This is a genomic window from uncultured Roseobacter sp. (assembly GCF_947488185.1).
Lineage (GTDB): Bacteria > Pseudomonadota > Alphaproteobacteria > Rhodobacterales > Rhodobacteraceae > Roseobacter.
In genome coordinates this window covers 14,743-28,332 of the sequence record NZ_CANKYM010000003.1, presented here as the reverse complement: position 1 = coordinate 28,332, position 13,590 = coordinate 14,743, and the positions used below count along the sequence as shown (strand labels likewise).

The 13,590-nt window shown below is 56.1% G+C and carries 13 protein-coding genes; 1 reads left to right on the top strand and 12 read right to left on the bottom strand.

Translation table 11 applies throughout. The features are described 5' to 3' along the window. Positions 1-85: 85 nt before the first annotated feature. Together Q1A52_RS11330 and Q1A52_RS11325 are read right to left on the bottom strand one after the other, a co-directional pair. The gene (locus Q1A52_RS11330) at positions 86-955 is read right to left on the bottom strand and encodes a 1-acyl-sn-glycerol-3-phosphate acyltransferase (protein WP_300015071.1); all 870 of its coding nucleotides are present in this window, start codon (positions 953-955) and stop codon (positions 86-88) included. A gap of 92 nt (positions 956-1,047) precedes the next feature. Further along, positions 1,048-1,341 carry a hypothetical protein gene (locus Q1A52_RS11325; RefSeq protein WP_300015069.1) on the bottom strand — a complete coding sequence of 98 codons (294 nt, stop codon included), beginning with the start codon at positions 1,339-1,341 and terminating at the stop codon, positions 1,048-1,050. A 25-nt stretch (positions 1,342-1,366) separates the two neighbouring features. On the opposite strand from Q1A52_RS11325, the gene Q1A52_RS22870 reads away from it, so the two are divergent. Next, on the top strand, positions 1,367-1,624 hold the full coding sequence (locus Q1A52_RS22870) for a substrate-binding domain-containing protein (protein WP_367278026.1): 258 nt from the start codon (positions 1,367-1,369) through the stop codon (positions 1,622-1,624). A 192-nt stretch (positions 1,625-1,816) separates the two neighbouring features. Here Q1A52_RS22870 and Q1A52_RS11320 read toward each other — a convergent pair whose 3' ends face one another. From Q1A52_RS11320 to Q1A52_RS11275, 10 genes are all read right to left on the bottom strand, one after another. Continuing rightward, positions 1,817-2,065: a hypothetical protein gene (locus Q1A52_RS11320; protein ID WP_300015067.1), complete on the bottom strand. Its 249-nt coding sequence runs from the start codon at positions 2,063-2,065 to the stop codon at positions 1,817-1,819. Between the two features lie 228 nt (positions 2,066-2,293). Beyond that, positions 2,294-3,919, bottom strand: coding sequence for a calcium-binding protein (locus Q1A52_RS11315; RefSeq protein WP_300015065.1), 1,626 nt, complete (start codon positions 3,917-3,919; stop codon positions 2,294-2,296). Positions 3,920-3,952: 33 nt separating this feature from the next. After that, a complete protein-coding gene (locus tag Q1A52_RS11310) occupies positions 3,953-4,507 on the bottom strand; it encodes a hypothetical protein (protein WP_300015063.1) in 555 nt (184 codons plus the stop codon). Positions 4,508-4,913: 406 nt separating this feature from the next. Further along, entirely contained in the window at positions 4,914-6,449 is a 1,536-nt protein-coding gene (locus Q1A52_RS11305; RefSeq protein ID WP_300015061.1) for a hypothetical protein, read from the bottom strand. Between the two features lie 4 nt (positions 6,450-6,453). Beyond that, entirely contained in the window at positions 6,454-7,446 is a 993-nt protein-coding gene (locus Q1A52_RS11300; RefSeq protein ID WP_300015059.1) for a hypothetical protein, read from the bottom strand. Then, positions 7,436-10,396 carry a hypothetical protein gene (locus Q1A52_RS11295; protein ID WP_300015056.1) on the bottom strand — a complete coding sequence of 987 codons (2,961 nt, stop codon included), beginning with the start codon at positions 10,394-10,396 and terminating at the stop codon, positions 7,436-7,438. Before Q1A52_RS11295 ends, Q1A52_RS11300 begins: the two co-directional genes overlap by 11 nt. Before the next feature lie 154 nt (positions 10,397-10,550). Then, positions 10,551-11,399, bottom strand: coding sequence for an oxidoreductase (locus tag Q1A52_RS11290; RefSeq protein ID WP_300015053.1), 849 nt, complete (start codon positions 11,397-11,399; stop codon positions 10,551-10,553). A 54-nt stretch (positions 11,400-11,453) separates the two neighbouring features. Next, entirely contained in the window at positions 11,454-11,996 is a 543-nt protein-coding gene (locus tag Q1A52_RS11285; RefSeq protein WP_300015050.1) for a nuclear transport factor 2 family protein, read from the bottom strand. Positions 11,997-12,054: 58 nt separating this feature from the next. Continuing rightward, entirely contained in the window at positions 12,055-12,537 is a 483-nt protein-coding gene (locus Q1A52_RS11280; RefSeq protein ID WP_300015047.1) for a nuclear transport factor 2 family protein, read from the bottom strand. A gap of 86 nt (positions 12,538-12,623) precedes the next feature. Next, on the bottom strand, positions 12,624-13,583 hold the full coding sequence (locus tag Q1A52_RS11275) for an alpha/beta hydrolase (protein WP_300015045.1): 960 nt from the start codon (positions 13,581-13,583) through the stop codon (positions 12,624-12,626). Positions 13,584-13,590 lie beyond the last annotated feature (7 nt).

The window sequence follows — 13,590 nt, the reverse complement described above, 5'->3', positions numbered from 1 at the left end:
AACGACTTGTTAACGATTACTTTACAATTTTGTTCTGCGGGCAAAACAACCATAAAGTGTATTACCCTTAGGGAATGCGCGGAATTCAGCTTGTTTCGAGGATCGCTTGATAACCGGCTGAGCATTTGACCAAGGAAACACCCCCCGCTGGGTTCTGGCCGAGTGCCAGCGTCCGGCGACGCAACAGGTCAATCGCGTCGGATCGTTTTTCGGGGAGATCTTGCCGCAGGACCGGCGCACTGATGTGAACACGAAAGGGCTGGCGATCTTTGTTCAATGTTTCATGAAACAATGTTATGTCCCGCAGGGTGGGATGCAGCAGATCCAGAAGATAGAACAGCGCCGAATTGCGTGCCTGGATGTTCACGGGGACAATCGGCACATCGAACTTTTGCGCGATCATGACCGCTGATTGCATCCATGTGCGTTCGTAAAGGTGCAGCTGCCGACGTTTCGCCAGCCGCCCCGAGGGGAAGATAATGCCCATACGACCTTTCGAGAGGGCGGCGCCGGTCAACTGCATGGTCTTTTTCGTTTTCTCATAGTTCCGCCGATCAAGCCGCCATTCGACAGGCAGGATCAGTTTTTGCATCTGGGGCAGAACGCGCAGGATGTCGGAATTGGCGAAAATGAAGAGATCCGGCCGAGAGCTGGCAAACGCGTGATAGAGGATGATCCCGTCTGCAATTCCCGTGGGGTGATTGGCCACGACCAGCGCGGGCCCTGATCGCGGGATATGCTGAACGCCAGTGATCTGTACATCCCGCGCGATGCGGTTGGTCAGGGTCACCATGATCTGATGCATCGGCATGTCGCGAAAACGGTGCACCAGCTCTACCGTTTCATTATGGCGCAAGACGTATTCCGCAACACGCCGCGCCGCCCGCGTAGCCGGGTGGGGCCGGAAAAGCCATGGCGCGCGCTCTGCAATCAATGGGTCAAGCCGGTCTCTCATGCCGCAGGCCTTAGCGGTCTTTTGAAACAGCAGTGTAAAGCTTGCTGCACCATCAGCGGCCCATTGGCGAAATCAAACCCGCCGGGTCACTGTCATGTCCTGTGTCTGACTGTCACACCCGCTCCTGTAAGACCGCCAAACGCAACGCAAGGTGCCAGCATTGCGACATCCGAGGTCAAGAACGACCACAGTCTGCCAATGATCGGATGTGACAATGCCAAGGCGGCTTCTATGCGCAAAAGCATCGTCACACCATCGGTCGCCGCCAGATCGCCGTCATTTCGGGTTTCAGCGAGAACGACGATAGAACAGCTGCGTAGCTGACCGGGATCAAGCAAGACGGAACAGACGATCTGCACTTGACGCAATCGGATATCGATTACCACACCGCGGGCAGATAGCGCCGCCGCGTTGTTGGAAAAGCAGCCGACATTGACAGGTTTTCTATGCCTGTTGGACCTGCGCGCTCAAGGGGTTCTGTCTGGTCTTCGACATATGGGCATAAGTGTCCCGGCAGATATGTCGATCATCGGGATCGACGATCTGCACGGTTCCGCAAGCACCTGCCCGCCTTTAACAAGCGTAGGATTACCGGTGGCGAAAATGGGCCACCAGGCTGCAAGAGCACTCGAAGAATGGATTGAAGAAGGAGACCCCCACGCCCCCTGAAGCCGGAGAGACGGGTTTCACTGCGCCAATCGACCCGCTCCATCATGCCACACCTGTTGGTTGGCAGCTCTGTACCAAGCCAGACTACACTTTCCGGTCGCCCAACAACTACGCCTTATGAACAACAGCACCCGGAAACCAAACCTCCGCCTTGCCATGCCGGGCAAAGCTGCTCCCTTCTCTCGAAAGTCGTCAGTCTTCTTCCATCGGCTGGCTGTCCGCCGAGGTCAGATCGAGCCCATAAGCGCTCCGCATCTGTTCGATGAAGCTCAGTGTTTCAACGTCAAAGGGAGACTTGCCCTCCAAACTGTGAAGCAAAATTCTCTCAAGCAGATCGCCCAACGAAATCTCATGCTGAGCGGCTACCGCCTTGAGAACTTTCAATATGCGTTTTTCGATGCGAACACCGGTCTGCACACGTTCTATCCTTTTTTCAGCCATTCAGCCCCAACCGCTCGTAGCCCCTTTGTTTCAAGGGTTGAACGTAACAACTTCGATGGGGACTGGAAAGACCTGGTTGATGTGACGGGCTGTACAAGACAACCCTTTCGATGATGTACTCCTCCCCAAATTGACCGCCATCAGACTTTGTTCTCGGAAGAGGTGAGGAAATTCCTCTCAGGCGGTCGGTCGGGAGGTGCCACAAACAATCTTTGCGGCACCGCGACCTCAGAACATTGACCACCCTTCGACGATGGTCGGCTCTTCAGCTACTTGAGGCTCAAACTCAAGTGGTAGTTCGGTGTCACGACCATCCAGTTCGGTGTGGAAAATATCATAGTCGGCAATCTGTTGATTCAGGAGCGCCGCATTCACATCCTCGAGAACCGCAATCACCTTTATCTCGGGAGCATACTCCCAATCCTCCAGCTTTTCTCCAGCAGATGTTAACTTCGTAACCGTCGCATACAGAAGTGTGTCTTCACCGTCCGGGACGCCATGTAGGTAGTACAACACACTTGCAGGAGGCGTAAGAAACTTGAAGAAGTAGCCAGCTTCAAAGGCAAACTCGTCCTCCAAGACATCGAAATCATAAATGATGTCGGTTCCCCCGGAGGTGCCTCTATTAAACTGCACCACATCCTCACCATCTCCAGTATAAATGATATCGGTGTTGCTTCCTGAGACGATGGTGTCATTTCCATTCCCAGCGAGAACCAAGTTGATACCCAAGCCTCCGTCGATGTAATCGTGCCCGTCACCGCCTTCCAAAACGTCGTTACCACCCTCACCCAGCATGCGATCGTTACCCTCGCCACCATAAAGCTGATCATCGTTTTGACCGCCGTTCATGGTGTCGTGGCCATCACCACCAGACAACATGTCCTGTCCCTTTTCCCCATAGAGACGATCATCACCATCGCCCCCATAGACAGAGTCGGCGCCCTCTCCTGCCACAAGTAGATCGTCACCGGCATGGCCCTTAATGCTATCATTGCCGTCAAAGCCATAGACGGTGTCTTCGCCCGCGCCCATCCACATGACGTTCGCATCTTCGGTGCCGATGACGTCATCGTCGCCACCACCGGTCTGGACACGTTCAATGCTGTACAGAAGATCAGTACCAAGGCCTCCGCCCCAGGCGATGCCGCCTTCCAGATCAACATGCATGTCGCCGTTTGTATCGAAAATCGCAAAGTCTAGACCATCGCCGCCATAAAGGGCGTCGTCACCGGCACCACCTTCAAGCGTGTCCTGACCGTCGCCTCCCCACATGCTGTCATTGCCGTGGCCACCGTTCAGCCTGTCGTTGCCGTCGTCACCCTTCAGCGTGTCCTTGCCATTGCCTCCGTTCAACGTGTCGTTGTTATCGCCGCCCCGGACGCTGTCATGGCCATCGTTACCAGAAATACAATTCGCGTTTCCATCGCCTATGATGTGATCACCGCCTTGACCGCCGCTGATGTTTTCAACGTTGGAGAAGGTCATTTCGATAGCAAGATCAGCGTTCTGCCATCCGCTCGGTGTCCAACACGACACCGGCGGGATATGCACAGTTCCCGTTCCAGACGCCAGATTGACGGTGATCGGGTGATGAGAGTCTTGCAGGCTGACCTCATCCGTGCCGCTCCTACCGTTGAAGTGGATTTCCCTTTCGAAATTCGGGATGGTCATGTAATCCCAATCGACCACCGGGTTAAACCTGATGACATCGTCCCCCCCATAGCCGAAAACGTCATGGTTCCAATAGCCATTGATGACAGGATCCTGATCCAATCCCACGATGTAAATGTAATCTGCTTCACCGGTGCCCTTGATGGCTATTGGATCTATTTGTTTAGCCGGTTTAACCATTGTCTTAACTCCTTCTTTCGTGCCGGACGCAGGTCACTTTGCGTGACACAAAAGACGTTTCGAGGTTTGTGGTTTAAGGCTTGTCGCCAGGCTTTGGGTTTCGACGGAACGAAAGACCTTTGCGGAACAGAACCGATGCGTCCGAACCCGCACCACCATGGGCGCGATCCGGCGGGTCCCCACCCAATTCGAAATTCCCGATGTAATCCACGGCAGCTGGCACCCCTGCGGTGAAGAAATATTGACCGCAGGACTTTCACACCTCTGAGCGTTTTTACGCTTGACTTCAGATGCGTATCCAAAGGTTTCGGCGCGACCATTCCGGCAAACGGCGCCAGGGCGCCGAATGAGTGCCTTGCTGGAGAATGCGGGGAAAAAGCGGTTCCAGAAATCATTGCTAGCAACCAAAGATGCGTGGGCATCACGCCTGCGCGCGATGCCCATCGCACCTGACCCGCTGGCCTGCGAACTATGTTTTGATGCACAAAAGACATCCGCGACCAGAGCGCCAGCCCAGGCGATAACCCGGCCTTTGGTGCCCAAAGTGACGTTAAATTTTTTGCCGTAAACTGGCGACCGTTCAATCATTTTACACTTCTCCTCCGCGTGACCCTTAAGTCGCGCATTGGCCAAATTTTTCGTACCTATTGCGTGCAATCCCACGCGGGGTTTGCACCATCACTTTGCTGTGAGACTGGAGATACACAGGCACCGGGTCTACAGGAACCCGAACGCCTGCAAGCAGCTTATGCGCGGCTGCATCACCGTCCTTTCGGTGACGAGGATCGCAGACAAAATCGCTCCCACAGTCAGTTCAAATTATTGTTTTTAAATAATTTAGTTTTGAGAAAGTGAATTAATATCGCGCACTCAAAGCAATTATTTGAGCCCTTGGCAGCACCATGAATTTTTGGAACAAGGTTGACAAAATCCAGGCTTTTAGTGATCACCCCACCTGCCAGATCCCGGACATCCGGTGCCTGGGAAAACCTGCTCACTCCGCGCTCTCGACCACGCCCTTGCTGATCAATTCATTCAGCCCCTCCGGCGCAATCGGCGGCTTGTAGTCACCATCATCCGACAGCCTGTGCTTTCGCGGAATATTGATCGCACCGTACATATCCAAAAGCGCGTTTACCGCGTGCTGGCTCAGGAACTTGTTGGCTTTAGGGCTGGTATCGATATTGAGTTTATCCAGAGCTGTTCCAACGTCTTTGATCGCTTGGGTACCATACCGATCCAATTTTTCATCGGCATGCTCAAACCGTTTTTTGTGTACCCATTTGTAACCCCTTTCCGGAAAAAAGAATTGGCCATCGAAAGGCAACCATTGACCCGGCTTTTTAGAGCTCTTTCCAGTGGACTGATAAAAGGCCTGCATCACGGTATCACCCGTCTCGTCGCGCATCTTGACGATCACAAAGGCACGGGTGACTTTTTTCCCGTTAATAACTTCCACAGCGTCCTTGAGAATGAACACGTCGGACGCGACCGATCCGTCGCGCGGCAGCTTGATGTCTCGCAAGCCCGGAGCGGGCGGCTTGCCAAGCCGGAACTTCTTTCCAAGGTATTTTTTGATGCGTTTCCATCGGGTCCGCGCCGTGATCCTGGTCACCTCGACCTGTGCTTTGCTCTTCTGCGCCCGCGTGGACGGTTTCACTGTCGTCACAGGCAAGCAGTTGATCATCATCTGTGACGTCGGCGCGCCCACTTGCGGTTTGACATTGCGCGTGAATTTCTGCGCGGCCGTGTTTTTGCCGCCGATTGTCCCTTCAATGGCCTGTCCTTGATGGCCTACCGCATTGATCACATTCTGATCGTCGGTGATCCAACTGGCGACGGTCGCACTCGTGCCACCAAGAAAGCTGGACGACATGATCTTGGCAGTATCCAACTGCAGTCTGAGCATTTGAATACGGTGGTGAACACTCGCCTGGTACCCCGTGCGAACAACGCCGTCGGCATCCCACCGCTTTACCATCATCAACCGGTGATATTCTGCAGCCTCTGGCGAGGCCAACGCCCGAAGGCGACCTTCGAACTCGGCCTCCATCCAGTAATTCAGCCGGTCCAGACGCGCCTCTGCATCCCTGTCTCCGGCCTGATCAGGGTACATCTCGTCCAGAACCTGCAGGACGTTAGCCCGCAGGCGCGCACGCTGCTTGTTGGCACGCTCCGCGGGGCTTGGCGCGGGGGCGCTGTCCTTCGGCTCAGGCGAGGCTGTGGCAAGCGGATCGCCCAGATGAAAATCCATCAGCGGCGTAACGGAGTTGGGATCGGTGAACGGGTCGAAAACCATCGCCCGGCCAACAGCGATATTGAAATCGGTGGTGTTCAGATTGTGCGACGCCTGAAAAAACAGGTTGCCCGGCTCGCCACTGATCAGCCCGGAATGCCCGTAGTATTCCAGAAAATAATTGCCCTGCCGGTCCTGTTTCACATCGCCATGGAAAATTCCGTAAGGCTCGCTCTTGTCCTTGTCGTTGGCGTGGATGTTCCGCTCGATACTGAATTCCTGGACTTTATCCATGGTGTCAGTCCTGCAGGCGGGTGATCATTTCCTCGCCAATGATCCGCGCCTCGAAATGCGTGAAAGCGGCCGCGTTCACCGCCAGCGCGATACGTTCGAAATGCCCAGCACCGGCATCCAAGGTTTTGCTGGTGTTCAAAACGGCTTGCAGATTGGCGGAAAAACGCATCGTTTGCACGCCGGATGCCGCAAGCTCCACCGGCGGGTCAAACGCCCCGATGTTGAGCATTTCCGACAGGGAATGAAACCGGAGCGCGGAGTCGATCTCCTCCAATACGCTGACCCCGTGCAACAGCGGCAGACCCACACCGTCCTCAAGCCGCCCGCGCCTGCGTTCGGAGAAATAGGTGGACGCACTGACCTTCGCAACAAACTCAAACTGAAAGGACACAATGCCGGACAGGCCCAAGCCATCGGCGAAACTCTTGTCCGCGGAATCGGCATTGACGACCAGATCAATGATATTGGCAGAACCGCCCTCGTCCACCACGTGAAGCCGCGCGGTATAGGTGAAGGCGCCGTCGTGGGTGCGTTTGGACACCGCCATGTGCCAGGCGACCGCGTCAATATCGCTCGGTGTGACCAGATCAAAGGATTTGGACAACCAGCGGCAGGTGTCCTGATCCGACGCCACAAGCGTAAGCACGCCCTGCACATCCGACAGAAACGCGTTTTCCAGCACACCACCGCTGAAATCCTCCTGCCCGGAAATCGCATGCACACGGGTTTTGTAAGCGTCCCGGTAGTGCCCGGGCAGCAGTTCGCGAATGACGCCGATCTCCAGGATCGGATCCGTTTGCCGTTTCAGCATCTGGGCAGCCTGATCAGTGTCGAAAACGAAATCCAGACCCGAAACCTCCCACTGCTGGCCACTCTTGAGAGGCGAAGACAGGGCGGTTGTGACACCGGTGGCGCCCGAAGCGAGGTTCAGGCTTCCACTACTTAGGTCGGTGAAGTAGGTCGCCAGACCACTCAGATCGATCGTATCAGTTATCATCCCAGACCGGCGCCTCCGATACGTCATACCAAATGTCGATATCCACATCCTCTCCCAGATCGGACCCGAAACGAACCGCCAGAGCGTCCCGCACCCCGCGCCGCATCTGGTTAGCCAGCGCGGGCATCTCCATGCCCAGCGGGATGGTGCCCACGATGATATCGCGCGGCTCACCCTGCCAGACGACTTCATTGCCCTTGATGCGATCCAGATCGGTGTTCGGAACTGTCTTGCGTTCAATCACCCGTTTACTTTCGCCACCCGAGGTCTCCGCGTAGCTCACCGCATCCTGCCCGTCGGTCTTCTTTTGCTTGCTGAAGGCGTGGGTGGATCTGGATGCGGCTTTCTGGATGCTGCCCTGCGAGCCAAAGGAATGATTGCCGAGAATGCCAGGCCAGAAATGCGCGGAACTGGTGCCCAGGCTGGCGCCAAACCCGATACCCACATTTATGCCTCCGTTCACACCGGGGGAGATGTTGAAGCCGTTGAGGTAGTTCTTCCAAAGCCCCGGGATCATATTCACGGTTGGACCGCTACTGCTGGCAGGCCCGGTGGTCAGCAAAGCCATGATCTGGGGGCCCAGATCTGGCGGTGGCGGTACCTGCGTGACCAGGTCAAAGAGTTGCCGCAGGAATTCGCCGTTGTTCTGAACCGCAGACGCGGACGACAGGATCGGCGAAAAGGGGGAGAAGGTGAGCGTGTGCAGGCCTTCGATCTCTCCGGGGGCCAGATCTCCCCAGTTTTGCTGAAAATCTACTGTCAGCGGGTTGGCGTTTTCGAGCGTGACAATCTCCTGCGAAGGGTCGCTCGTCACATAACGTCGCGCGTTGTTCACATAGGACGCCGCGTCCTCCCAGTCGTTCGAGACGGTCGGATAGAGGTGTTCCGTGTGCGAGCGCACCTCTTGCGACCCGCGCGATTCAAAGCCCGCGTGTGTCTCGCCACTGCGGTCGGTGTAGCTGACACTTGGGCCCATTTCGGTCTGAATATATCCTTGGGACGAGGATTGCGTGATGTGCAGCGCGTAGTTTGGTCGCTCTTCTTCCGGAAAGGCATCGGTGTAGTCATTTGCGCCATAGGGATCCTGCCCCGCGGTCTCCTTTGTCGTGTAGACCACTGATTTTTCAAATTCGACAGACCGCCGCCTGGAGTTCTGGAACACCTGCGCCTTGGTGGTGTTCAGCATATCAAGGAGGCTCTTGAACTGCGCCACCTTCTGGCGCTGACCGGTTTCCCTGACCCGTTCAATCCCGAGCGTGAAACCGCGCGATCCCAGCACCGCATAGTCATCCAGCAGGTCTTTTCCGATCAGGCGGAAATGCAGCGCCTGTACGGTCTGAGATGTCGACAGGCGGGGCGTGATCCAGACATCGGATGACTGAAAGAAGTCGAGTTGGGAGACGACGATCCGGCAGGTTTCGCTGTCAGCATTGGACAGGCGGATCGACAGGTATTGCGCAGAGGTGGGCTGATCAAAGCGCAGACCGTCCTGCGCCAATCTGAAAATATCCATGAACGTAGAGACATGTGTCTGCGCGATGCGACGAAGATACTCTGGCGAGGAGGCGATGCGAGTCGCGGCAAGACCGTCGGGCGGATCAACCTCAAAGACCTCGATCTGGATACTTTCGCAAAAGTTCACCGAATTGGGCAACTGCAGGATGTAGTCTTCTAGGACTTCCTCCAGCGCCTCGCGGCTGACCGTTTTCAGACTGTTGAGAAAGGTGAACAGGATGTCGCTGAAGTCCACGCTATCGGAATGGCGTTCGACGTCCTGCATTCTGTCAATCAACGCTTCGATGTCTTCTGCCCGTTTTTCGTCCGGGATGAACGGCAGCCGCATCTTCAGCCCGGCCACACAGCGCGGTTCATCATCCGCCTGTTCAAAGAGCAGATCCACAGCATCGCCGTTGCCAAGCGGTTCAGAGACAAAAATCTCCTTGTATCCTTTGCCTGCGCGGGTGGGATTTGCCCGATAAGACCGCGCTGGGGACGTCAGCGAGGCGGCGGAATAGACCCCATACTGCCCATCCGGATGCAGGATCGCCGATTTGCTGTGAATGGAGGTACCCCCATCGCTGTCCCGGTCGGGATACTGTTCTGACAGCACCCCGAAACCGGTCAAGGGACGGTACCGCATCGCCTCTTCATGCGTGTAGAAAACAAGCTGCGGGATGTCGTAGCCCAGTGAGAATTCCAGCCGCTCGCGCATGTCACCGCTGAGGTCAGGTAGCTTTTTCTGCTCGTATTCGAACGGAAAGAAGGGAAAGTTCGACAGTTTCAGAGTAACCGCTGAAGTATAGGTCGGCTCAATCGGTATATAGTTGGCGCCAGAGTGATAGTTGCTTTCCTGATGCACCAATGTGTTGTCGGCATCGAAAAAATTCTGCCCCCTGAGGGGTTGCAGCTCGGCATCGACGGAGCCTGCGTTCGTGATCTGAATTTCACGTGGGAGCCCGAAGTTGGCACTGCTCTGGCCAAATCTGTTGAACGTGTAGGGAATGTAGGGATTGCCGAAAACACAAGCCCCGCCCAGAAGCGCGGGCCGGGCAAAGCGGATCATGAGCTCTACCGAGGCTCTGCGCCCATGCGTGAAGGCCGCCTCATAGCTGGTTTTGGACAGCAGCAAAGGTTTGGAGAGGGCGGAGAGTTGCACCGCGTCTTGTTTGTCGCCCCCGGTAAATTTCGGTCGTTCAAAGACAGTGAGGCCCGTCGCAGGTGCGATCACATTCCCATTGGCATTGAGCTTGGGCAGGTAGTCGTCAAACCGATGTTTCCCGGGGGTTCCCAGATCAAAAATATTCGACCTGAATGAAAACTCGAACGCGTCCGTCGCAGCGCTGAGCCTGAAAACCCGGGCCGCTTCTGAATTCTCGTGGCGTCCAAAACCGGAAAGCTCGATAGGTCGACCAACATTGGTTCGGATCGGATACCGCGTACTACTAATCATGCCCCACCCCTGGTTGAGCAGATGCTGAAGGTGACGCTACGTTAAGTCAAGAAGTTTGCGTCTTGAGAGGATGGTGGCATCACCTTGGGTAATGGGCTCAGATCACGATCGGCGGCATCCTCTTTGGGCGGTGCAGCAATACATCGCCCAAAGATCACGCTGCATCTTGGCTGGCAGCTTCGTGGTTCACGGCACGAGATGTCCCTTCCCATCTGGACAGCTCTGCCAATAGGCCTTCGCCGTGCTCTCTGATGGCGTCCACGGCGTCATCACCCAGCGCAAGTCGCAGGGGAACCATATCACCTTGCAACGCATCCTCGATCGCTTTTGCGGCTTTCATGGGATCGCCGGTTTGCGTGCCATGCATCTCTCTGGCAAAGGTGCGCGTGTCGCCAACGATATCCTCATAATCGCTGATCTTTGGCATGTGCCTTAATGCAGCATCCGCAAATTCAGTTCGAAAGGCACCGGGCTCCACAATCAAGGTTTTCACTCCAAATGGGGCCAATTCTTGCGCAAGCGCCTCTGTCAGACCCTCCATCGCAAACTTGCTGGCAGAATAGGGTCCGAACCCGCTGAACGATAGCTGCCCGCCCAGAGAAGACATCATCACGATTGCCCCCTTGCGCCTTTTCCGCATCATGGGCAGTGCTGCCCTGGTCACTGACACGGCCCCAAAGAAATTCGTTTCCATCATCGCCCGAAGCTCTGCGTCCGGTGTTTCTTCCACGGCACCAACAATGCCGTAACCTGCGTTGTTGATCAGCACGTCGATCCCACCAAACCGATCTTCGGCGGCCTCGATAGCCTTCGATATCTGACGGGGTTCCGTGACATCCATTTGGTGCGCCAATACCCGGTCAGGCGCCTGCCGGGCGATCTTTTTCAGTCGATCAAGGCGGCGGGCGGTGACCACGACATTGTAACCGCGACCAATTGCGTATTTTGCAAATGCGGCGCCGAATCCGGACGAGGCGCCAGTGATAAACCATGTCTGTCTCATAGTTTGGTCCTTTCGGTGAAGTCTGGTGAGGGAAGAATTGAGGTATTTGGGAATTCAGCTGCCCGGCGTATTGCGTACATAGACATTGCCGCGTTCCGCTGTTGCCGTGAACGACATGGCATTCACCCGCCATCCATCAGCGGTTCTCTCGAACCCATGTTCATATGTGCCCCAGACTTCCCAAAGCGCTTCACCACCGTTTTCGGGCAAAGCCCCGGAGGCCATCCGGTTCCATGCATAGCCATGGCTTTTTAGGATAGCGGCATCTGCTCCATCGAACGAAATCCGATGGTTCCCACGCAGATGGAAGCTTTCCTTCTCACCGGCAAGGTTAGCGGACCAACCTGCGATCAGGCCGTCGGCGGGGATCGTCGCGGGGTCGCCCCCCACAAGCGACGTGAAATCCACTGTGATCTCTTGTGTAAAGAATGCCCGCGCGGTGGCCCAGTCCTTGGCATCTACCGCTGCGTCGATGGTATCCGCGATACGGGTCATCTCGGCCCGGTCCAAAAGCGTTTCTTGGGTCACCGGGTCTCCAGCCGTATCGGCAAATGCTGGTCCCGTCAGAGATACAATCGCGAAAATTACGTGTTTCATTGCATTGGTCCTTTCTGAGTACATGAAGCAGGCCGATAGGGTCGGCGTCGTAACCGCGTTAGAGCCGCGGGGACAAAAGCTCCGAGAGGGGGCGGTTTTCCCATTCGGGCGATGTTTTCAGCGCGGTGACCTGCCAGCCCTCTTCGGTATTCTTCAATACGTAGTCGAGGCGGCCACGCTGCTGCCAAACCTCGCCGTCACGTTGGTAGGTCGCGTCATATCGGGCGGTTGCCGTAGCAATGACCGATGACACCCCCAAAATCTCGATCTGCGAGACATCATGCGCGGTACTGTCAAACTTTGGGAACAGCTCCGACCAGGTATCGACAACGGTTTGCTCATCAACCCGCGCGCCGTCCTCTGTCGCCAGCGACAGTTGGTTCAGGATGACATGGTCAGCGAACTTGAGATCCAATCGAGCCCAATCCTGCGCGTCGGCGGCAGTGGCAATCCCTTCTATTGTCTCGGCAATCATGACTTCGTCGCTGGCAAAGGCGGAGGCCGGGACAAGGATCAGAGCGGAAAAAAGAAGATGTTTCATGGTGATACCTTTTGGTCGGAGAGGTTGTGTTTGGGGGAATGAGGCCGGGGACAGACATGGTGCCCGGCGCTCAGATTAATCTCGGATCAGCTGTCCCGATCCGGCTGTGCAGTAAAGTGCCGGGCCATCGCATCTGCGGCACGATCTACGTCTTCGGGATCGTCATAGAAGTCCGATTGCGTGACGTTTTCGAGCCACGTCACCGCCGCTTCGCCCGTATATCCGGCGAGATAAGCATCGACACCCTGGGGGATGGCGGCGGCCCGCGAATGGACAATGGCCAGCGGTTGATCAAGGGAGGACGCGGTATCCACCGGCAAATAGGTCAGCCAATCGTCCCACCCCGCGTGGTTCCATTTGTTGTCATATGCCGCGATGAGCCCACGGTCGAAATTACTGTAGTAGTCGCTCGCCTGCATCAGCGAGCCTTCGGTATAGGCCGCATGGATCACGTGACCGCCCTGCGCTTCCGCCTCGGCGGCAACCTGCATCAGCCCATCGATACCGTCCGCACCGCCATAGATAGTCTCGACAATTGCGCGATCCTGGAGCCAGGGCGCGACGAGGCCAACACTCTGGATCAGCGGATTTCCTGCTGCGGCGTCGGCCATGTAGCCTGCCGATGCGCAGATACCCATGCCATTGATTTGCGACGCATCAACTTCAGGAAACGTGCCAATGAATTGGGCCGCGGCGTTGATGTCCGAAATCTTGGCAGTGGGATTTTCGATAAATCGCATGCCACCCGGGGTGCTGGCAGGCAGGTTGCCCGACTTGCCCCAGCCGCGGAAATCAAAAGTCACCGCCGCGAACCCACGCTCGACCATCTCCGCGGCGTAGAGCGCGGGCATTTGCTCTTCGACAGAGGTCCATGAGCCGGTAACGAGAACCGTGGGGAGTGCCGAGCCGTCATGGTCCTCCGGCAAATACAGCGTTCCCGACAACACGGCACCCTCATTCTCGAAAGTGAAGGTGCGGGTCTCGACATCTGCAAGTGCGCTTGTGGTCATCAAGGTGGCGGCAGCAGTGAGCGTAAATCTTTTCATCTGTCAT